The organism is Rhizobium sp. 2MFCol3.1, assembly GCF_000377565.1.
In the GTDB taxonomy this organism is placed as follows: domain Bacteria; phylum Pseudomonadota; class Alphaproteobacteria; order Rhizobiales; family Rhizobiaceae; genus Rhizobium.
In genome coordinates, this window is record NZ_KB898380.1 from 1 (window position 1) to 20,443 (window position 20,443).

Below are 20,443 nucleotides of genomic sequence, written 5' to 3' on the forward strand. Positions count from 1 at the left end.
TGCGGGTTTCACAAAGTCGCGGACAGGCATTTCAGTAAGTCGCGGACACCGATTTCACTAAGTACGGGACAGTGATTTCAGTAAGTCGCGGACAGTTCTTGCGGCGGATTTTGATCGATTTTCGTGAGCGCCGATCTGGCACATTCCCCTCGTGGTTTGAGCGAGGACATGATGCCCAGGCGGAAGCAAGCGAGACATACTGACGTGAAGGATATCCGATCGATCCTGCGGCTTACCTTCGAGCAGGGATTATCGATACGTGCCGTTTCCGAGCGGCTGAAGATCAGCAAGACATCGGTTTCGACGTACCTACTGCGGGCAAGGGAAGCTGGGCTTGCGGTCTGGCCTCTACCTGCGGGCCTGGACGAGGACGACGTTCTCGAGCGTCGACTATTCCGGCGTATGGGACGGCCTCCACGCGATACCGTCGAGCCAAACTGGCCAAAGATGGCCAGCGAGCTGAAGCGCAAAGGCGTCACGCTCCATTTGCTTTGGCAGGAATATCGGGAAGCTCATCCGGATGGCTATGGCTATACGTGGTTTTGCGGCCGGTTTGCCGATCATGAAAGCCGAGCCAGGCCCACCTACCGCAGCCGTCACGTTGCTGGTGTCGCGATGGAATGCGACTATGCTGGCCATACGATCCCGATCATCGATCCATCGACTGGCGAGATCCGCGCAGCTCAGATCTATGTCGCGGTTCTGAGCGCGTCGCAACTGACGTTCGCCTATGCCAGCTTCAGCCAAAAGCTGCCCGACTGGATTGAGGCCAATCAGCGGGCCTTTAGTTACTTTGGTGGCGTTACGAAGACGACGATCTGCGACAACCTCAGATCGGCTGTTGCCAAGGCTCTTTGGTTCGAACCCACACTGAATTCGACGTTCGCCGCTTTCGCCGAGCATTACGACACAACCGTTGTTCCGGCACGCCCGCGACATCCTCGCGATAAGCCGTCTGCTGAAGGGACGGTCTTGATCGTGGAACGGTGGGTTCTAGCGAGGCTTCGCAACGAGCGCTTCTTCAGCCTTGTCGATCTTAATATCCGCATCAGCGCTTTGATCGAGGACCTCAATACCCGAACCATGCGGCGATATGGAAAATCTCGCCGCGCATTGTTCGACGAAGTCGAACGCTCTCAACTCAAACCTTTGCCGTCAACGCCGTTTGAGTATTCGGAATGGAAAACCGCAAAAGTCCATCCCGACTACCATATCGAAGTCGACAAGACCTTTTATTCCGTACCGCATGGGCTGATCGGACGACGGGTCGATGTCAGGCTGACGTACCGGGCGGTTGAGATCTTCTTCGACCACAAACGTGTCGCAAGTCACATCCGGAGCTCGCAGCGTTCAGGCCACGTCACCGTCAATGAACACATGCCTAAGGCGCACCAGCGCTATGCAAACACGACACCCCACTCGTTGCGCAGCGAAGCAGCAAAGGTCGGGGTTAATACGGCGACGTTCATCGAGCGTCTCCTCAGTGATCGCCCCCACCCGGAACAGGGCTACCGATCTGCTCAAGGCGTTCTTTCCCTGGCGCGTCGCTACCAATCCGATCGGTTGGAGTTGGCTTGCGAACGGGCGCTGGTGATCAACGCGCTGAGCTATTCGTCTGTCGCCAACATTCTCAGATCTGGTCTCGATCAGGCTCCGGCCATGACCGAGGCTGTGAAGCCGGCCCCGCCGCACGGCAATATCCGCGGCAAAACCTACTATCAATAAGAGGACATCAGATGCTGACACATCCAACACTTGAGCAAATGAGTGCGCTTGGTCTGGCCGGTATGGCAACGGCCTATCGCGAGCTCCTGGAGCAGGCTCATGGAAATGATCTGAGCTTCGACGAACGACTGGGGTTGATGCTTGACCGCGAGATCGCTCTCAGAACGGACCGTAGACTGACAAACCGGCTCGCCACCGCCAAACTCCGTTTTGCCAATGCTTCCATTGAAGACATCGATTTTGGAGCGCACCGGGGACTGGATCGCCGAAACGTCCTGTCTCTGGCGCAGGGTGCATGGCTCAAGGCAAATGAAAACTTGATCCTGACAGGCCAGACGGGCACCGGAAAGACGTGGATCGCGTGTGCCTTTGCACGCCAGGCGGCCCGCCTCGACCACTCCGTTCTTTACGTTCGCATGCCACGGTTATTTGAGGACCTCGCGCTTGCCAGACTGGACGGACGCTTTCCGCGCCTCATCGACAAGCTTGCACGCGTTCATCTGCTGGTGCTTGATGACTGGGGAACCCATACCCTGAACGATCGGCAGCGCCTCGATCTGCTGGAAATCTTTGAAGAAAGATACCGTCGGAAATCCACTCTGATCACGGCCCAGCTTCCTGTGGCCGCATGGCATGAGATGATCGGCGAGGCAACTCTAGCGGACGCGATCCTGGACCGTATTGTTCACAATGCCCACCGTATAACGCTCGAAGGCGACAGCATGCGGAAGCGGAAAACACCAACGCTCTTGACCGGCGCCGAAATAAACGAAATCAATCACCCATAACAGCAACCAGGCTGGCGGAACTCGATCGAGCACGCTGTCCGCGACTTAGCGAAATGCTTGTCCGCGACTTGCTGAAATCGCTGTCCCGATTCATTGAAATCCGCATCCGAAAGTCAGCCGCGCTCTTCTATCGGTTGAATTAAGAGGAAATCAGGTCAGCCAAGACGAGATCAATTGTATCGAAGCTTCGAGCGGCCCGCTTTCGCAGGAGTAGCTTGAGTTTCGAGAGTGCCATTTCGATGGGGTTCAGCTCCGGCGACAGGGTGGCAGGAAGAGAAGTCTTGCGCCTTTTGTCTTCAGCGACTGTTCTGCCCTTTTGCTTTTGTGGACGTCGACATTGTCGAGGATGACGACATCGCCAGGCCGACAGTGTCGGCATAAGTTATGTCTCGATCCAGGTTTCGAAATGCGACTGTTCATTGGAGCATCCACAATCCATGGTGCAGTCAGGCCATGGCAGCGTAGACAGGCAATGAAGGTCTGCGTCTTCCATTTCCCGAAGGGAGCATTCACGGATAGACTGTTTGAAATCCCGAATCTGGTCGACACGCTTTAGGTCGCTCATTAGCAAGGCCAGCAGTCGTGCGTCCAGATCTAACAATTCGAAATTGCATCGAGCTCCATTCAACCCAGAGGAGGGCGCGGATCGCTCCGCACCCGCGCTCCCTCATGAGATTGGCGATGAAGCTTTCCCAAGTTTCACCGAAGGTTCGCGGCCCCAGACACGAAGTTTACCGAGTTCCTTGACGAAGGCTGCAACAGTTTTGCCGGCTGCCAATTCAATCGTACCCTCATCGAGCTGACCGGCAACGCCCGCTTTTTCCAGGAGCGGCATGGCGGACTGCTCAAAACCTATGAACTTGCAGTGCTGAAAGGCGTCCGCGACGAAGTCGCGCGCAGTCGCTTCCTTAACAAGATCATCAATTGCTTGATGGGACGTCAAAAGGACAATTGCGTCGAACAAAATCGACGGCCCGCCATCAATCATATGATTGGCTTCGATGAGAGTTCCGTCGTCGGCTGTGACACCGCCAACCTTGGGCGCGATCAGCTCGACGCTGGCTTTTTCGGCCACGACCGCCTTGATCAGCGTATTGAGCAGCTTTCGATCGACGCCGTCAGAAACAAGGATGCCAAGCTTGCGTCCTTCGAAACGTTTCGGTCCCCCTTCGACGATGCTAAGTGCGGGGGAGACATCTAAATCTTGGCGGGTCGGAATTGCCGCGTCAGCAGGATTGGGCATCGACTGAAAACCCAGCTTTTGCGCAACCGTGGTTGCAAGCGTCTCGTCGATATTAAGCAGGTGCGCTACCATCCTCTCTCGAATCGCTAATATTTCGACCTTGCTCAACTCAAACGTCAGCGCCGCAGCAATGTGACGCTGTTCCGCAGGGGTCTGGCTGATAAAGAACTGCCGGGCCTGGCTATAGTGATCCGCGAAGCTTTCTGGCCTCGCCTGCACCTTCTGCCCCTGTTCTTCCGCCGTGAAGTGCCGATAACCCCGCGTCGGAGCTTCGCGCGGGCCGTCGCCATGTGAGTTCGGCTGGTAATTGGCGCGGCCCACGGGGTTGCGCATAGCCATATGCCCGTCCTGCTGGAAGTTGTGCATCGGACACTTCGGCGCGTTGATCGGAAGGTGGGTGAAGTTAGGGCCTCCGAGGCGTTTGAGCTGAGTGTCAAGATAAGAGAAGTTGCGGCCTTGAAGAAGTGGATCGTTGCTGAAATCGATGCCAGGTGGCACGTTCTGCGTCATGAACGCGACCTGCTCGGTCTCGGCAAAAAAGTTATCGGGCATGCGGTCGAGGACCAAGCGGCCGATCCGACGCACTGGCAAAACTTCCTCCGGAATGATTTTCGTCGGATCGAGTACGTCGAAGTCGAACTTGTCGGCGAAGTCCTGATCAAAAAGCTGAACCGCGAGCTCCCATTCTGGAAAGCTGCCAGACTGAATTGAGTTCCAGAGGTCGCGGCGATGAAAGTCCGGGTCTGCACCGTTGATTTTCACGGCCTCGTTCCATACAACCGACTGCAGGCCCAGCTTTGGTTTCCAGTGGAATTTAACAAATGTAGATCTGCCTTGCGCATTGACAAAGCGGAAGGTGTGGACTCCAAAACCCTCCATGAAGCGGAGGGATCGGGGGATCGTTCGATCCGACATGATCCACATTACCATGTGCATGCTTTCTGGCGTTAAACTGATAAAATCCCAAAAGTTATCGTGAGCAGTTTGGGCTTGCGGGAAAGCTCGGTCCGGCTCCTGCTTGGCGGCGTGAACTAGGTCGGGAAACTTGATCGCGTCTTGAATAAAGAAAACTGGAATGTTATTGCCAACGAGGTCCCAGTTGCCTTCCTTTGTATACATCTTGACGGCAAAGCCGCGGACGTCACGTGCTAGATCGGCCGAGCCTTTGTTGCCGGCCACCGTTGAAAACCGCACGAATACCGGCGTTTTTTCGCCCGCACGCTGGAACACGTCTGCACGTGTGATGTCTGACAAAGATTCGTAGGTTTCGAAGAAGCCATGTGCGCCGTAGCCACGAGCATGGACCACACGCTCGGGAATACGCTCATGATCAAAGTGGAAAATCTTCTCCCGAAAATGGAAATCGTCCATCAAAAGGGGCCCGCGAGGACCAATACGAAGTGAGTTTTGATCGTCAGCGACTGGTGCGCCCTGTGAAGTGGTGAGCACATCCTGACCATTTTCGGCAAACTGATGGAGTTCACCTCCAGGACCACGCTGAAGCTGCTGGTCGTGAATAGCAATGGTATCATCGGTCATAGATGCGGATTTCGATGGACGTTTGGCCATGATAATGTCCCCTGGTGATAATCGTGCAATTGAGAAAAAGAGCCTGCCTACCGCGGCAGTTGGTTTGCTGTCTCCCTGACGGCGGCAAATACTCCTCGTGCACTGGCGCTATTTGATAGGAAGACGAGAGCAAACTTGGCTGTGACAGGTTTGTTCCTGTCTGATAGCGGACGAATGACGGGGTATGTAGAGAGCTTGCTTTGGTCGAAGTACCCGGCTTACACGCGCGACAGCGCCTGTAGTGACCCCCCGACGCTAAGGCGCGGTCCGGACTTTCTATTTGTCAGTGGTAAACAAGTCGAGCAACTCAAAAGCCGAGGCAGGTTTGGCGATAAACGAAATACCCAGCGCCTCATCAAAGTGCGGAAGTGCAATTAGACCGGACGTCACAATGATCTTGATTTCTGGCCACTTAACTCGGGTCTGCGCCGCCAACCCGAGGCCGTCCAGGCTGCCAGGCATGTCGACATCGGTGAACAGAATGTCGATCACGTTATTCCTGAGGTGTACCAGCGCTTCGTCCGCATTGCCCGCTTCGAACGTTTTGTGTCCGGCTTCGTCAAAGAAATCGACGAAGTTATAGCGGAGCTGTGGCTCATCCTCCACAATTAAAATGCTGCGTTTCGCGCCGAGGCCAGAACGGGCGATTTGCCGCGCGCGCGTTATCACCTCGGCGCCATCGCTCGAAGCGCGGGTGCGCTCGAGAAGATTCCGTTCAAGTACCGCCTGCGCCCAATGCCTTTCGTCTTGGCCGAATGGTCGTCCTGCCTGTTCCCAAAGAGAATAAGCTCGAGCTGCTGTCCAATCGTCTCTGTTCTCATCCATGATCGTCGCTCGCGGTCGTAGCAAGTTAAGGTGCGTGATTGGGAGCAGTAATCGGCACTGTTCTCAACGGGGCTGTTTACGGCCGAAAAATGTCCAAGCTTGTATTTGGTTCCGGGGGAGTTTTGCCATGAGTTATCACCATTGGCACATTGACGCGCTTGAACACACAGTCATCCGGATCGCAATCGGCCACGCCAACTTCGACCTTACGGTGTCGACCCTTACGAACATCTTGCGCGTATTCGCAGGGGACGCGATTCGCACGTCACACCTTATTTATTCAGGTCTTTCGCCATCATGAGATGGTGCTCCAATGCGGGCCGTGTCTTCGCTGCCCACGCCTTGAGATCGGCGTTCTCACCTCCATCACTATATCTTTTGAACAGATCGACCGCATCTTCATGCGTATCTTCCTGCTCTGAATGATATAGCTTGGCAAAGTCGTCACCCTTAACTTTCTTGAGATCGTCGAGCATGTTCTGCTGCCCCGAGGTCATTGAGGCGGGGACAGTGGCCTTGATCTTTCCACTCGTAATCATGGCCTTCAACTCTTCCGAGGTCTTGGTATGATCGGTGATCATCTGCTGAGCAAAACCCCGAGTAGCCGTATCTTGCGAGCGCTCAAGAGCAAGCTTGCTCGCCTCGATCTCGAACATGTCTGAACTAGCCGCTTCGGTGACAAAGTCCTCGGTCTTCGGCGCAACGCCCATCACGGAATTGACGCCAGTTTTCTCGGCGGCCGACTGAGCAAGTACGGGAGACGATAAGGCAATCGCTACCCCGACAGCGGTGAGGATGGTTTTCATCGTGTGATACTCCAATCAGGTGAACAAAGCGCCGGGTTAACCTAGAGCTCGACTGATCGTTCCATGATGCAGTGTCCGTTCACCGTTGCGAGGAGCGGGAAAACTGGAAAAGTAGAAATGCGACCGCTCAAGCCCAATCGAGGCACCAACGCCAAGCTCGAGTTCGAGCACATCGGAAGCTCAAAAACCGCTGCGCCCATCGTCTCAACGCTCAAATGTTTAGCTATAATCGCGAGATGCACGTCGACACCGCGTACGGTTGGATCCGCTGAGCTTGTCTGCCAAAGTACGCCCGGAGGTAAAATCTCGACCAATTCATTGCACACAATCGAGCAGGGCCGCTCATTCAGAAGACCGACCTGTTATTTGCCGAGGATGGATCAATTGAATTCGCGCTGCCCGTATTCGCCCTCATCGACAATACATGGCAAGAGGACATTCTGCTGAAGCGCATACCGGTGATACGATCACAAACCCCTGGCTCTTAGCTGGGTCCCCGTCTGCAACGGTTAACATGTTGCGGCCGATTTCGGGTCCGCGAGCGGCTCTATCTGCCATGAGGTTCTTGGCGTTCATCATTGAGCGATGGTAGGAAAGTTTCCACATCGCGTCGTTTGCGATCGGAAAGTGATGCGACCCTTTCTTTCCAGAACTTTGCCGCCTCCGGTGGATCGCCTTCCCAATCGCGAGACGAGCCAAGGTTGTCATCGATCACCGCGACCCGACGCCCCCCCAAACGAATGTACTCGTCTGCCAACTGCTTTGAGCTATTTTCCATTTCCGATTATCTCCTCAGTTACCGATAACTAAACTGTCAGGACGCCAGGGTGTTCCCAATCGCGTGCTGCTTCTTCGGATTGCACAGGCTCAGCCGATGGTCCAAAGTAGGCAGATTTTCGGCACTTCAATTGCTCGAGCTGGTCCGCTGATGCTGCGTGAGTGACGCATCCGTGAACCCTTGAACATCGACGCGAAGGTCAATAGGCTTCGTTGAAGATAGGGTTGTGCCGCGATCTCACCCTGGTACAGAGAGCGCAACAAAATTGTTTCAGGGCGACAATCTCAATGTCCAGAACATTGAACTGATCGATATTGACGCTTTGCCCTCTTGCGAAGATTGTACTCAATACTCCATCGTGAAGACGTCCTGATAGCCCTCGCAACGTTGAAGAACCCGCTGCAGGGGTTGCTTCTGCACGCGACGATCCTCCGCCTGTCAGTACTCTGAAATTAAAAGAGGTCATCTTGCTCCCTAGACCCAGCACCGACAATGGGACGTCGCTGGTGCTGGGCGTAGACAAGTGGTACCCAACTCTGGAAACTATGCAGTAGAATGAGCGCTCGGCTTACTTTCGTGAATGGATGCGATTGCGACAACTTGGGTGAACGCACCGGGCTTGCTTGTATCCTTGGCGTCTGAGCACAGGTCATCAGTCATCTGAGTTGCCCTCCATCGGGTTGTCTATTTCGATCATGACAGGCGCGTGGTCGCTCGTGTGTTCCCATGATCGCGGTCCTCGTCGCACGGACGCCGTTTTTAGCCCGCGCGCCATGGCTGGGCTGAGCAATAGGTGGTCGATTCGAAGTCCGGCGTCCCGAGCAAACGAATTCCTCCAATACTTCCAAAATGTGTAGATCCGTTCGTCGGGATGTAGATGTCTAACCGCGTCCGTCCAGCCCTGCGTGATAAGATCGGCATAGGCCTTTCGAACTTCCGGCCGGAACAGTGCGTCGTCCATCCATCGTTCCGGCTTGTACACGTCGAGTACCGTGGGAATGACATTGAAGTCCCCGACAAGAACGGTTGGTACGTCCAGCTCCAGCAATTCTGAGGCATAGTTTTTCAGACGATTGAACCATCGAATCTTGTAGTTGAATTTTGGGCCAGGTGCCGGATTGCCGTTCGGGACATATAGACAGCCAATAAGCACCCCGCTGACAGCCGCTTCGACATAGCGGCTTTGGCTGTCTTTGGGATCGCCAGGTAGTCCCCGTCGGGTCACATGGGGTTGTTGGCCTCTCGCAAGGATAGCGACCCCGTTCCAACTTTTTTGGCCCTGCCACACCGCGCCGTATCCGGCCTTTTCCAATTCCCGGCTGGGGAACGCGCTGTCTGCACACTTTAGCTCTTGAACGCAAACAGCATCGGGTTTGTCCTCTTTGAGCCATCGAAGCAGTATGTTCAGCCGCGCGTTAATTCCGTTCACGTTGTAGGTTGCGATTCTCATCAGCCAAAACCCTTTGTCGCTTGTGGCGGTAGATAAGCACAGACTTTGCGAACGACGTCTGCAAAGGCCGTCTTGTGGCTTTGCATGCGTAAAGCGAGCCTGAAACGGATTAACTGCTTCCTAAAGATGGTCTTCGTAACTGCATCGGCCGGCTGCACAGCAAGGCTCGGTGAGAAGCAGCTAGCCTTTTGCTCGCAAGAGTACTGCCGTTCATTGGAAGAGGTTGGCGGGTGGGTCAAGATCGATGGTTCATTTTGCCATGGAGCTGACATGGTTCTTTTTCGAGGCTTTGCAATCCCCCTGGATAAAACATCAGCGTTGCGTGTTTTTTGCCGTCGCAGGTCGGCTTTCCATTGCTTTCCCGGCATGTCCTGTGCCGAGGGTTGCCATCAAGGCGCATTTGGTCAGGCCTATGCTGTCGGTTCATCTATCGCTCTAGCTGAAGCTCGTAATTACTTCAAAAGCGCCAACGAGAAAGCTGGTCTTGGTTCCGCTCTCCTGAAATGCTCACCCGCTGCCGGTGCCTCCGACGCTCACGGCAAAGGTGATGTTGTTGGGTGAAAATGACTGCTTAAGATGCGAGTTTCCACGCCGGGAGGAACCAGGTTTTGGCGGATCGTTCGCATTTTATTAAATATGTCTGCGAATACTCTCGTCCGAGGGCGATCGAAATCTGGGTGGGCGAGTTCATCTCGTATCCACGGAAGGGAGACGGCCATGTACGAGCGTACCGTACTTATCGTAGAAGACGAGCTTTTAATCCGGATGGTGCTCGCCGACGCATTGTTTGACCAGGGTTATGATGTGCTGGAAGCGGGGAACGTGATTGAGGCTGTCGCGATCATCGGGCAAAAGCGGGTCGATGCCGTGATCACCGACGTTGACATGCCGGGGGGCTTTAGTGGCCTGGATCTTCTGCGAATGATGTCGACAAATCACGCGAACGTTCCAGTTATTGTTGCCTCTGGTGGTCATCAACTGCGTCAGGATGATATGCCGGTAGGCGCGGTATTCGTGCCAAAGCCTTACAGTGTGACAGGTATTGTGTCGATGGTCGGCGAAATGATCTGCGCCGACAAGCGCCGTCGTGCGTGAACAGAAAAAAGAATCAAGGGTCGAGTTGCGCCGAGTTTGTCGTCTCGAAACTAATCAATGCGAACGGGGTCTTTATCAGATTGTAAAAAGCTAAATACCGTGGCGTTTGCCTTTTTCGATCGTATCTCTGCGCGGTGTAAACTGCACGGAGCCTGCGCGCCCGCTGCATGACGCAGAGCCCTCTGTGTGGAGCCAGGCCCCCCATCAGCGGTAGCAGTCTTGTCACACTGGTCAATGGAAAATGTCGTGAGTTACCCGCTCGCTCGGCGCTGTCCAATGTTGTCACTCCGATGAAATGCGGCCGCGACTTTAATCACCTATATCCTGCCGCAGGACGTTCGTCTTGCGGGATGATGTCTTCTTGGTCCCGCACGATGCGCTTCGAGCGGCCCCTCAAGGACCGCTCGACAAGGTATTGCACACGGTGGATCAACCGCGACGGTAACGCGAACGTTCTGCCTCAATCTGGTCCGCGGAATAAGGCTCAGCATTCTCGTCGAAGCTGTTCCAGCCCTGTTCCTCATAGTTGGCGCGTCGCGATGCATAATCGACCGGATGAGACTGAGAGAGAATGGACTGAGCGGATGCAATCTTGCTCTCCTCGACCCTCGCGGTAACCACCGAACCGCCGCGGCGAATACCCTCGGCGTAGAAGTTAGCTTCGTCCTCGGGAACCCCTTCGCTTACCATAGCGCCGACAATCCCGCCAACCGCGCCTCCCGCGACCGCACCGGCGACAGCGCCAGCGGCTGTGGCTGCCAACCATCCGGCCGCGACGACCGGGCCGACGCCTGGAATCGCTAACATCCCGAGGCCAGTCAAAAGACCTCCTGCGCCGCCAGCGACGGCCCCGACGCCGGCCCCGGTTCCGGCCCCTTCTGCCGCGCGGGACCCCTGTCCTTCGACATCGATGCCACTTGCGTTGCTCGTGACAATACTGATGTCGTCAGACGGGACACCAGCGTTTTCAAGCGCTTTCACAGCGGAACGGGCATCGTCGTAGCTATCATATAGTTGAGTGACTGTTCGCATCTCATTTCTCCTCGTTTCGTCGTTACTTGGCCAGCGTCACGTTGCCCTGGAAGTCCAGGGAGACCTTGGCGTCTGCTCCATCCTTCTTTGCGTTCGCACGCCAAACGCCTTGGTCGTCGAGCTTCAAGCCTGTGACGTCGCTGTAGCCAGCGCCCTCGATGCGTGATTTAGCCTGATCTTCGGTGAAACTGTTCTTGCCGGCGACCGGCGCGGCCGGGTTGTGTTGCGTGTTTACGGCCGGGGTAGTCTGCGAGGTTGAAGGCGCCTCGCTCTGCGCAAACGCACATGTTGCCGAAAGCATAATTGCGGCTGAAAGCGTTGTGATCTTTTTCATTGGTGTCTCCTCGATTTGCGATGACCAAACCTAGAAATAGACTGTTTGTTCCATGTTTTACCGGAATTGGCTGATTGGATTGATGGATAGCAAGCGCCCATTTCCTCCTCTTTTTCTGCATCTCCTAGCAAGAGCTTCGCTCGGATTGAGCGCTCCTGTCCGTCCGGCTGTAACCGTGGAATTTGGGACCAGACGTAGTTGGAGAGAACGGGATACTATCAAGGCGAGTTTATAAGGAAACTGGACGCTGAGTTCCATGCATGGGCGGCCATATCTACAGTGAGCGGACGTCACGCACGTGCCACCGCCTCGTGCTGAGCGCACTACGTCGACGGACATAAAGTCCTTCCTAATTCGCGTGTATGCTCGGATCACATGTTTCTGGAAACGGCGACTTCGCCATTTTCCTCGCCATCCCAGTAGTGTAGCGATGAGCTTACGATCCGGATTAGTACGAGATCTGACGTCAAGACGCCTTGAGGAAACCAGCGCTCAAGCCCCGAAATCCAATGCTCCTCGAAGGCGGCCCTGTCTTGAATGATCGTCGCTTTTCCTTGAACCGTAATGAACATTCCTGGAGTTCCAAAAAGGCTTGGCGCCTCCGTGAACGTCAGCAACACATCATCCACGTTGCTAATTTCGGCAACTTTTCGTGTACCAGCGTGGGAAAAGAACCAGAAGTCTCCATCATAATCGACGTCACGGTTGTTGCTCATGGGCCGGCTGGAGATCTTTCCCGCGCCGTCATTTGATGACAGCATGCAGAAATCGATTTTCTTTGTTTTGGATGCAAGTTCCTCGAAAGTCATCGTCGATCTCCCTGATTTTTGGGTTCCAGGAGATATCGCTTGAGTTACTCAATTGTTGCGATATCGGCACCGTTGCGTGATAAGCGCGCGGTATTTTGCCTGTAGAGTAGCCTTAAGGGACTGCGCGGGCTTAATGCCGCGTTGCCACGGCCAGGGGTAGAGGTCGCCATTGGGTACCCGAACGCAATGAATGGACTGCGGATGACAGATTTCTGTCTGCGGCCTTCTGGAGTGAGGGCAAACCACCGCTAAGTTGCCTGAACTCGCAGTCGGGGGCATCCTTCAATCTGCTTTAGGCACATCCCCGAGTTGAGCCTCGTCGCGACCATCGACAGACCAAGGGTCGATAGGGTGCCAACACTAAAGAGGCTGGCAAGCTGACGCCCATGGTTTCTCGGAGGCTGTCTTGTCCCTGCTGCCTTGATTTACTTCAACGTCGAAACATTCGTGCGATCGCGATAAGTATACAAGCGCCAATGAAGCCTGCAATGAGGTAACCCAGTCAACCTCCAAGCACCACACCGAAGACGGAAAGGATGGTATTCGCGACAATTGCGCCGACGATACCTATAACGATGTTCATGATCACGCCCATGTCGGATCTCATGAACTTCTCGGCGAGCCAACCAGCGATCCCACCGATGATTATTGCCGCTATCCAGCCAATGCCTGCCTGTTCCATTTGTTTTTTCCGTTGAGGTTGTCGGCTGTGGCGCTTGAGTTAATGTCCTTCCTCCCAACTGACCGGCAAATGTGAAACGAGTGAGGGGAACTAATTTAATTGCCCCTTGTTCAGTACTCGGCATCCTGTGCTACCCGGATGTTCGCTCGATCTTATGATCGGGAAAGGCCCTCGCGAAAATTCGCGGGGGCTTGATCGTACGAGGAGCTGATCGCGGTTAGCACCGGCTGGATGCGAAGACACAAAATGAGCTTGAAGCGGAACCCCGTGGGAACCGCGTTCGACAAGGCTATCACAGCGGATTGGTGTCTGTTGATCTTTAAGTCTAATCCAACGCAAGCAGCCGTCCTTGGCCTCATACTCTCAGCGTCGGCGCCTCTTTGCATGCGGCGAGAAGCGATTGACGTTCGCTACGATCGGCCATCGAAAGGCGAGCGATTGTCTTACTCGGTCGCATACAAAGGTGTGGGAGGCCCCTCTGGAGCAGGCGCAGGCGCATCGTCGGGCTTACCGTCTTCGTTTTCCAACCCGGGTTGCTGCAGAATAGTCTCTGTGATTTGCTGTTCTATCTTCTCTCGATCCTTTTGGCTCATTGCTACCAGCTTGTCTTCATTCAGCTCGCGATCTTTCAAGACGAAATAGCAATTACGTTCAGCTGGGGTCATGTTGGACACCTTCAATAACTCGTCAGCCGCATCGGCTCTCTCGTATTTGCTGAGAGCAGTGCGATTGGGCTTTTCGTCCAGCACAACGCCGTTGCTGCGGCGACGAATATCGCAAACCGCCCTTCCTGACGGCTTCCGGCGACCTCAGCCATCACCTTGATGCCATCCCCTCGATCTATCTGGCGAAGACGGTGCCCGGTCGGCCCGGTCGGATGCGCGTATCCTCGGGCAGCGTTTGAGAGCCGACAGCCGGATGCAGTCGCGCGGTTCGCATCGGCAATCGCATCCTTGTCTCGGGCACGACCGCCACCCATCGCAGCGATCCCTGCATTGCGCCCGGTGATCCAGGCGCTCAGGTCACCTACATCCTCGACAAAAATTGCGGCCTCGCTTGCACGCCCGGCGGCAAGATGGAAGATGTGATCCGCACGGGCATCTATTTAAGGGGTGCCTGAAAATGGGAGCCGGTATCGCGCGCGCATGGCCGTTTCTCCGGCGAAATCCTGCTTGCCAATACGCCCATTCAAGCAGGCAATCTGGCTGGCGACTATGAGGTCGAGAGCGAGGCGCAGGCCGTGGTCAACTTAACCGTCAGCCCTGGTTGCCGTCGGTGAATATGCATCCGCGCTCGTACCAAAATATTGTGGCTGCCCAATCAGCGAGCACATCCGTCGCTTGACACTGTTTTGGGCACTGCCTACAAAACTTGACCAAATGATAAAACAGGGGGTTCTCGTCCATGATCAATGATTTCAAGCTCTCGCGCCGTGCTCTGATCGCATCCGCAGCAGCAGTCGGTGCCAGCGCGTTCATTCCGGCGGCTCGCGCGGCAGCGCCGCTGAAGGTGGCCGGCATTCATGGCTCCCCGGTCGAAAATGCTTGGAACTCGGTTCTGCATGCAGCCCTGCAGGAAGCCGCTAGAGAAGGCGTTATCGAATATGTCTTCTCTGAAGGCGTTTCGGGCACCGATTACGGCCGCGCGATGCGCGAATATGCCGAACAGGGCAACAAGCTGATCATCGGTGAAGCCTATGCTGTCGAAAGCGAAGCCCGTGATGTGGCGGGCGAATATCCGGAAACCGCCTTCGTTCTCGGCTCCAGCGGCAAGCAGGCCGGCGATAACTTTGGCGTCTTCGGCACCTGGAACCATGACGGCGCCTATCTCGCCGGCATGCTTGCCGGCAAGATGACCAAGAGCAACACGGTCGGTGCCGTCGGCGCCATGCCGATCCCGGAAGTCAACATGCTGATCAACGCCTTCGGCGAAGGCGTGAAGGCCGTCAATCCGGATGCCAAGGTGCTCGTCTCCTTCATCGGCACTTTCTTCGATCCGCCGAAGGCACGCGAGGCAGGTCTTGCCCAGATCGATGCCGGTGCGGACATCCTGTTCGGCGAGCGTATCGGCACGGCGGATGCGGCCAAGGAGCGCGGCATCAAGGCTGTCGGTTCGCTGATCGACTACACGCCACGTTATCCGCAAACCGTATTTGCCAACGCGCTTTGGGGTTTCCGCCCGATCCTCAACGCGGCGATCGCCGATGTTGCGGCCGGCAAGCCGGTCGGCAAGGATTACACTCCTTTCGGCCTCCTGAAGGAAGGTGGCAGCGACATCGCCTATACGAAGGGTGTTGCCCCGGCGGATGCAGAAGCTGCGATGGAAGCCAAGCGCGCCGAGATCAAGGCTGGTACGTTCGAAGTGCCGCGCAACATGAACGAGCCGAAGTAAGCCGGATCGATGCAGGCCGACGCGACAGCACTTGCCGAAGCGATCGGCCGCGGACAACTGACGGCGCGGCAGGCGATGGAAAGATCGCTTGCCGCAGCCGAAAAACACGAGGCGCTTGGCGCCATATGTTATCTCGATGCACAACAGGGGCTGGCATCGGCTAATGCGTTTGATGCGCTGCCTGTCGAGCAACGCGAATTCAGGCCGTTCGGCGGTGTGCCGACGCTTGCCAAGGATCTTGGTGGGCCGTTCAGGGGATTTCCGGTCAGTGCCGGATCGAGGTCCCTACCGAGGCAGGGCGGCGAGGCGGATTCCGATCTCGCGGCCCGTTATCGCAATGCCGGTTTCTGTCTGCTCGGGATCACCACGACGCCGGAGTTCGGCCTGTCGCTGGCAAGCGAGCCCCTGATTGGTCCGATATCGCGCAACCCGCTTGATCCGTCGCTGACATCCGGCGGATCTTCCGGCGGAGCCGCTGCGGCTGTTGCGGCCGGCATTGTTTCGATTGCGCATGCGACCGATGCCGGTGGGTCGATCCGTGTTCCGGCGGCCTGCTGTGGTCTGGTCGGGCTGAAACCCGGACGCGGGGCGATGGCGGCGGGGCCGTTGTTTACCAACCATCTAGGCGGCATTGCCAGCGAACTTGCCGTATGCCGCTCGGTTCGCGATGGGGAGCGGGCATTTTCGGTGCTCTCAGGCTCAGCGCGCGGGCCCTATCCGCCGGTCGAGCAGGCCGTGGCCAAGGCCGGGAAGCTTAAGATCGGGCTGCTGACGGAGCTTGGATCGGATTTTGCGATCGATCCGGTTCGAGCCGAGGCCGTTACGGATGCTGCCCGTGTCTTGGAGGACAAGGGGCACGAGATCGTTTCGCTGGCATGGCGCGATATTCGCGCGGTCATTGAAGCATCGGGCAGGGCATTTCGCGATGTGATTGCGATCAATCTCGCAAGTCTTGCGAAGCTGCCTGGTATCGATGCATCCCTGTGGGAACCGATGACGCAGGCCGTTACCGAAGAGGGCGGCCGGATTAGCGGCGTTGCGGTCTGGGATCTGGTGCAGGCGATGGTGTATGTCAGCCGCGATCTGCATTCGCTGTTCGACCGTTTTGACTGCTTGCTGACGCCGATGCTCGCCTCTGCGCCAAGGCCGATCGGGTCTTTCCCGAGCGATAACCGCGATACCGACCTGCATTTTGCCCGTATGGGATCCTTTGCCCCGCTCGCGGCAATTGCCAACATATCTGGTTTCCCGGCGATCACCCTGCCTTTCGGGGTGGATAAGGCCGGTCTGCCCTTGCCGGTGCAGATGATAGCTCCTATGGGGCAGGAGGCGCTGCTTCTGGACCTTGCCGCAAGGCTTGAGGGCGAACAACGCTGGTCGCACCCTTTCCCAATCACAGGCCTCGACCGATGACGGATACCGTTCTCGACATCAGAAATGTCAGCAAGCGTTTTGGCGATAATCTTGCCAATGACGATATTTCGCTGTCGCTCGCAAAGGGCGAGATCGTTGCGCTGCTCGGCGAAAACGGTGCCGGCAAGACGACGCTGATGAGCATTCTCTTCGGCCATTATGTGCCGGACACGGGGTCCGTTTCGGTGATGGGGCAGGCGCTGCCGCCGGGCAAACCGCGCGCCGCGATCCGCGCCGGTGTCGGCATGGTGCACCAGCATTTTTCGCTGGCGCCAAACCTGACCGTGCTCGAAAACGTCATGACTGGGACGGAAAGCCTCTGGTCCCTCGGCTCCAATGTCTCTGCCGGTCGGAAAAAGCTTTTCGATATTTCGCAGCGTTTCGGCTTGAAGGTCGATCCGGATGCGCGGCTCGGCGATCTTTCGGTCGGCGAGCAGCAGCGCGTCGAAATTTTGAAGGCGCTTTATAACGATGCGCGCATTCTGGTGCTCGACGAGCCGACGGCGGTTCTGACCAAGCTGGAAGCCGAGACGCTGTTTTCGACCCTGAAGGATATGGCACGGCAGGGCCTGTCGCTGATCTTCATCTCCCACAAACTGGACGAGGTGATGGCGACGGCCGATCGGATCGTCGTGCTGCGCGGCGGCAGACAAGTCGCCGAGCGCAAGGTGGACGAGACCAGCAAGGCCGAACTTGCCGAACTGATGGTAGGCCGCAAGGTGACGCGGCCGGTACGCGAGGCTTCGACTCCGGGAGAGATTGTGCTGGAAGCCGCTGGTATCACCGTGCGCTCTGGCGGCGTGGAGCGGCTGAAATCCGTCAATTTCCGGCTGAGGGCTGGTGAAGTGCTCGGCATTATCGGGGTTTCCGGCAACGGGCAGGCGGTGCTGGCCCAGCTTCTGAGCGGCACGATCGGCCGCAGCGCCGGCGATCTGGTTCTGTTCGGCAAGGGTGTCGGCGACCTGACGGTGGCGGACGCCGTGTCTTCCGGTATCGGGCGCATTCCCGAGGATCGCAACCGCGACGGCGCGATCGGCGAGATGTCGATCTGGGAAAATGCGGTGCTGGAACGGCTGCCGGAATTTTCGAAGGCCGGGCTGGTCGATCGCAAAACGGGGATCGCCTTTGCAAGAAGGATCATCGAGGGTTTTGACGTGCGTGGTGGGACGCCTACCAGCCGTATCCGGCTCTTATCCGGCGGCAATATGCAGAAGCTGATCCTGGGCCGTAACCTGATCGAGCACCCGAAAATCCTGCTTTCGGCGCAGCCGGCGCGTGGACTGGACGAGGGTGCCGTGGCGGCCGTGCATGAACGTATTCTTGACGCACGCAAGGCAGGCACGGCGGTGCTTCTGATTTCCGAGGATCTCGACGAAGTGATGGCGCTGGCAGACCGAATCCAGGCAATCGTCGGCGGGCGGCTGTCGCCCTCCGTCAATGCCGAGGATGTCGATGCGCGAAGGCTCGGGCTGATGATGGCCGGTGAATGGGGAGGTGCGTCCGATGCGGTTTGAGAGGCGCGAACATCGCTCGACATTGCTGGTAATCGCAACCCCAATCCTCGCCGTGATTGCGGCGCTTGCCATTGCCGGCGTGCTGATCGCCGCTGCCGGTGCGCCGATTTTCGCGGCCTATTGGAAGATCCTGACGAGTGCCTTCGGCTCGCGGCTTTCCGCCACCGAGACGCTGACACGCGCTTCGCCGCTGATCCTGACCGGACTTGCCGCAGCCGTCGCCTTTAGGGCGCGGCTCTGGAATATCGGCGGGGAGGGGCAGTTCTATCTCGGCGCAATTGCTGCCGCTGCCGCAAGCGCGCATCTGTTTGCGGGCTTGCCATCGCTTTTGCAGATCCCGCTTCTCTTCATCGTCGGAGCATTTGCCGGCATGGTTCTGCTGCTTTTGCCGTTGTGGCTGCGGCTGCGCTTTTCCGTCGATGAAGTCGTGACGACACTGCTTCTCAATTTCGTGGCACTTCTGTTCGTCTCGATGCTGATCGACGGTGTGCTGAAGGACCCGGCCGCCTTCGGCTGGCCTCAGTCGGAGGCGGTGGATGCCGCCGCCCGCCTGCCGAAACTGCTTGCCCGTTCACGGCTGCATATCGGCCTCGGCATTGCCGTGGTGATCGCCTTCCTGATCTATTTCGTTCAGACACGCACGGTGTTCGGCGTGCAGTCGCGCGCTGCGGGCTTGAATCCTTCCGGTGCCGTTTTCGCCGGTGTGCCGCTCGGGCGGACGCTGATGATCGTCGCGATGATCTCCGGTGGTCTCGCCGGTCTTGCAGGCACAATCGAGGTTCTGGGCGTCAAGGGTTATGTGACGACCGATCTTTCGCCCGGTTACGGTTATTCCGGCATCGTCGTCGCCATGCTCGCCAATCTCAATCCGCTCGGCGTCGTGCTGGCGGCGCTGTTTACCGCCACGATGTTTGTGGGGGCGGACGGGATGAGCCGCAGCATGGGCATTCCAACCTATATTGCCGACGTGACGGTGGCGCTGTCGCTGCTTTCCATGCTGGTCGCGGTGTTCTTCACGCAATACAGGATACGCCGATGAGCGCGCTTTTCGACATCCTCGCCTCTGCCGGCCTCTGGGCCGCCGTGCTGCGGATCGCGACACCGCTGATCCTTGCGACGCTCGGTGCGCTGATTTCCGAACGCGCGGGTGTGCTGAACCTCGGCATCGAGGGGATCATGACTTTTGGGGCGATGTCTGGCTGGTTGGCCGTTTATAATGGCGCTGATCTCTGGGTTGGGTTGCTCGTGGCGGCACTCGGCGGGGCGATGTTCGGGATGTTGCATTCGGTGCTGACGGTGACGCTCGGCCTGTCGCAGCATGTCTCGGGTCTCGGTGTGACGCTGTTCGCCTCGAGCTTTGCCTATTACGTGTTCCGGCTGATGGTGCCGGTGGCAGGTACGCCGCCGACGATTACGCCGTTCCAGCCACTCGACATTCCTACTCTTTCTGATCTGCCTTTCTTTGGTCCGGCATTTTTCAACCAGACCGCGCCGACCTATCTGGCGATCGGGCTGGGGATTGCGCTTGCCTATCTGATTGCCCGCACGCCGGTGGGACTTGCTATCCGCATGACGGGCGAAAACCCGCACGCGGCGGAAGCGCAGGGGCTAAACCCGATGGCGATCCGTTATGGCGCGGTGATTTTCGGCAGCGCGCTGATGGGCGTCGGCGGTGCCTTCCTGACGCTTTCGGCGTTCAATAGTTTCTTCCCCACGATGGTTCAGGGGCGTGGCTGGATCTGTATTGCGCTTGTCGTCTTCGCCTCGTGGAAGCCGGAGCGGGCGCTGCTCGGCGCGATCCTGTTTGCGCTGTTCGATGCCTTCCAGCTTCGCCTGCAGACGGTTTTGAGCGGCGTCGTGCCCTACCAGATCTTTCTGATGATCCCCTATCTGCTGTCGATAGCAGCGCTTGCCGTCATGGCACGGCGCGCCCGTGTGCCGCAGGCGCTGATGCAGCCTTATCGCCGCGGCGAGCGCTGACATTAATTC

Annotated in this window: 18 protein-coding genes and 1 pseudogene; 9 read left to right on the forward strand and 10 right to left on the reverse strand. The window is 57.1% G+C overall.

From position 1 onward, the window contains the following. The first annotated feature begins 171 nt into the window (after positions 1–171). Positions 172–1,725 (forward strand): IS21 family transposase, encoded by a 1,554-nt coding sequence (istA, locus tag D460_RS0130390; RefSeq protein WP_026282616.1) that lies wholly within the window; start codon positions 172–174, stop codon positions 1,723–1,725. Between the two features lie 11 nt (positions 1,726–1,736). Next, the gene (gene istB / locus D460_RS0130395; protein WP_018896424.1) at positions 1,737–2,513 is read left to right on the forward strand and encodes an IS21-like element helper ATPase IstB; all 777 of its coding nucleotides are present in this window, start codon (positions 1,737–1,739) and stop codon (positions 2,511–2,513) included. 667 nt (positions 2,514–3,180) lie between these two features. Here istB and catE read toward each other — a convergent pair. The 5 genes from catE to xth form a co-directional block, all read right to left on the reverse strand. Further along, on the reverse strand, positions 3,181–5,325 hold the full coding sequence (gene catE / locus D460_RS0130400; protein WP_026283714.1) for a catalase C: 2,145 nt from the start codon (positions 5,323–5,325) through the stop codon (positions 3,181–3,183). Positions 5,326–5,601: 276 nt separating this feature from the next. Beyond that, positions 5,602–6,150: a response regulator gene (locus tag D460_RS0130405; RefSeq protein WP_018902393.1), complete on the reverse strand. Its 549-nt coding sequence runs from the start codon at positions 6,148–6,150 to the stop codon at positions 5,602–5,604. A 272-nt stretch (positions 6,151–6,422) separates the two neighbouring features. Then, positions 6,423–6,956 (reverse strand): DUF4142 domain-containing protein, encoded by a 534-nt coding sequence (locus D460_RS0130410; protein ID WP_018902394.1) that lies wholly within the window; start codon positions 6,954–6,956, stop codon positions 6,423–6,425. Between the two features lie 547 nt (positions 6,957–7,503). Beyond that, positions 7,504–7,734 carry a hypothetical protein gene (locus D460_RS35640; RefSeq protein WP_081620015.1) on the reverse strand — a complete coding sequence of 77 codons (231 nt, stop codon included), beginning with the start codon at positions 7,732–7,734 and terminating at the stop codon, positions 7,504–7,506. Positions 7,735–8,386: 652 nt separating this feature from the next. Beyond that, a complete protein-coding gene (gene xth / locus D460_RS0130415; RefSeq protein ID WP_026283715.1) occupies positions 8,387–9,184 on the reverse strand; it encodes an exodeoxyribonuclease III in 798 nt (265 codons plus the stop codon). Between the two features lie 84 nt (positions 9,185–9,268). Between xth and D460_RS36250 the strand changes: the two genes are divergently transcribed. Further along, a complete protein-coding gene (locus D460_RS36250) occupies positions 9,269–9,745 on the forward strand; it encodes a hypothetical protein (protein ID WP_155947897.1) in 477 nt (158 codons plus the stop codon). 156 nt (positions 9,746–9,901) lie between these two features. After that, complete coding sequence (locus D460_RS0130420; RefSeq protein ID WP_018902396.1) at positions 9,902–10,279, forward strand: response regulator; 378 nt, start codon at positions 9,902–9,904, stop codon at positions 10,277–10,279. Between the two features lie 429 nt (positions 10,280–10,708). Here the strand turns inward: D460_RS0130420 and D460_RS0130425 are convergent, their stop codons facing one another. The 5 genes and pseudogenes from D460_RS0130425 to D460_RS0130445 form a co-directional block, all read right to left on the reverse strand. After that, positions 10,709–11,311: a general stress protein gene (locus D460_RS0130425; protein WP_018902397.1), complete on the reverse strand. Its 603-nt coding sequence runs from the start codon at positions 11,309–11,311 to the stop codon at positions 10,709–10,711. 22 nt (positions 11,312–11,333) lie between these two features. Further along, entirely contained in the window at positions 11,334–11,645 is a 312-nt protein-coding gene (locus D460_RS0130430; protein ID WP_018902398.1) for a hypothetical protein, read from the reverse strand. A gap of 371 nt (positions 11,646–12,016) precedes the next feature. Beyond that, complete coding sequence (locus tag D460_RS0130435) at positions 12,017–12,454, reverse strand: pyridoxamine 5'-phosphate oxidase family protein (RefSeq protein ID WP_018902399.1); 438 nt, start codon at positions 12,452–12,454, stop codon at positions 12,017–12,019. 430 nt (positions 12,455–12,884) lie between these two features. Next, positions 12,885–13,136, reverse strand: a pseudogene (locus D460_RS34175) (GlsB/YeaQ/YmgE family stress response membrane protein). A gap of 443 nt (positions 13,137–13,579) precedes the next feature. Beyond that, on the reverse strand, positions 13,580–13,885 hold the full coding sequence (locus tag D460_RS0130445; protein ID WP_018902401.1) for a hypothetical protein: 306 nt from the start codon (positions 13,883–13,885) through the stop codon (positions 13,580–13,582). A 655-nt stretch (positions 13,886–14,540) separates the two neighbouring features. On the opposite strand from D460_RS0130445, the gene D460_RS0130455 reads away from it, so the two are divergent. Genes D460_RS0130455 through D460_RS0130475 form a run of 5 tightly spaced genes read left to right on the forward strand, consistent with a single transcriptional unit; the run spans position 14,541 to position 20,434 of the window. Further along, positions 14,541–15,527 (forward strand): BMP family protein, encoded by a 987-nt coding sequence (locus tag D460_RS0130455; protein WP_018902403.1) that lies wholly within the window; start codon positions 14,541–14,543, stop codon positions 15,525–15,527. 9 nt (positions 15,528–15,536) lie between these two features. Further along, complete coding sequence (locus tag D460_RS0130460) at positions 15,537–16,940, forward strand: amidase (protein WP_018902404.1); 1,404 nt, start codon at positions 15,537–15,539, stop codon at positions 16,938–16,940. Further along, on the forward strand, positions 16,937–18,454 hold the full coding sequence (locus D460_RS0130465; protein WP_018902405.1) for an ABC transporter ATP-binding protein: 1,518 nt from the start codon (positions 16,937–16,939) through the stop codon (positions 18,452–18,454). Before D460_RS0130460 ends, D460_RS0130465 begins: the two co-directional genes overlap by 4 nt. Then, positions 18,444–19,493, forward strand: coding sequence for an ABC transporter permease (locus D460_RS0130470; RefSeq protein WP_018902406.1), 1,050 nt, complete (start codon positions 18,444–18,446; stop codon positions 19,491–19,493). The genes D460_RS0130465 and D460_RS0130470 overlap by 11 nt, the downstream gene beginning before the upstream one ends. Continuing rightward, positions 19,490–20,434 carry an ABC transporter permease gene (locus D460_RS0130475; protein ID WP_018902407.1) on the forward strand — a complete coding sequence of 315 codons (945 nt, stop codon included), beginning with the start codon at positions 19,490–19,492 and terminating at the stop codon, positions 20,432–20,434. The genes D460_RS0130470 and D460_RS0130475 overlap by 4 nt, the downstream gene beginning before the upstream one ends. Positions 20,435–20,443: the final 9 nt, after the last annotated feature.

What these genes read in the sequence shown, in the direction of transcription:
- istA (WP_026282616.1), top strand. Translation starts at nt 172, where the DNA reads ATGCCCAGGCGGAAGCAAGCGAGACATACTGACGTGAAGGATATCCGA.
- istB (WP_018896424.1), top strand. Translation starts at nt 1,737, where the DNA reads ATGCTGACACATCCAACACTTGAGCAAATGAGTGCGCTTGGTCTGGCC.
- catE (WP_026283714.1), bottom strand. Translation starts at nt 5,325, where the DNA reads ATGGCCAAACGTCCATCGAAATCCGCATCTATGACCGATGATACCATT.
- D460_RS0130405 (WP_018902393.1), bottom strand. Translation starts at nt 6,150, where the DNA reads ATGGATGAGAACAGAGACGATTGGACAGCAGCTCGAGCTTATTCTCTT.
- D460_RS0130410 (WP_018902394.1), bottom strand. Translation starts at nt 6,956, where the DNA reads ATGAAAACCATCCTCACCGCTGTCGGGGTAGCGATTGCCTTATCGTCT.
- D460_RS35640 (WP_081620015.1), bottom strand. Translation starts at nt 7,734, where the DNA reads ATGGAAAATAGCTCAAAGCAGTTGGCAGACGAGTACATTCGTTTGGGG.
- xth (WP_026283715.1), bottom strand. Translation starts at nt 9,184, where the DNA reads ATGAGAATCGCAACCTACAACGTGAACGGAATTAACGCGCGGCTGAAC.
- D460_RS36250 (WP_155947897.1), top strand. Translation starts at nt 9,269, where the DNA reads ATGCGTAAAGCGAGCCTGAAACGGATTAACTGCTTCCTAAAGATGGTC.
- D460_RS0130420 (WP_018902396.1), top strand. Translation starts at nt 9,902, where the DNA reads ATGTACGAGCGTACCGTACTTATCGTAGAAGACGAGCTTTTAATCCGG.
- D460_RS0130425 (WP_018902397.1), bottom strand. Translation starts at nt 11,311, where the DNA reads ATGCGAACAGTCACTCAACTATATGATAGCTACGACGATGCCCGTTCC.
- D460_RS0130430 (WP_018902398.1), bottom strand. Translation starts at nt 11,645, where the DNA reads ATGAAAAAGATCACAACGCTTTCAGCCGCAATTATGCTTTCGGCAACA.
- D460_RS0130435 (WP_018902399.1), bottom strand. Translation starts at nt 12,454, where the DNA reads ATGACTTTCGAGGAACTTGCATCCAAAACAAAGAAAATCGATTTCTGC.
- D460_RS0130455 (WP_018902403.1), top strand. Translation starts at nt 14,541, where the DNA reads ATGATCAATGATTTCAAGCTCTCGCGCCGTGCTCTGATCGCATCCGCA.
- D460_RS0130460 (WP_018902404.1), top strand. Translation starts at nt 15,537, where the DNA reads ATGCAGGCCGACGCGACAGCACTTGCCGAAGCGATCGGCCGCGGACAA.
- D460_RS0130465 (WP_018902405.1), top strand. Translation starts at nt 16,937, where the DNA reads ATGACGGATACCGTTCTCGACATCAGAAATGTCAGCAAGCGTTTTGGC.
- D460_RS0130470 (WP_018902406.1), top strand. Translation starts at nt 18,444, where the DNA reads ATGCGGTTTGAGAGGCGCGAACATCGCTCGACATTGCTGGTAATCGCA.
- D460_RS0130475 (WP_018902407.1), top strand. Translation starts at nt 19,490, where the DNA reads ATGAGCGCGCTTTTCGACATCCTCGCCTCTGCCGGCCTCTGGGCCGCC.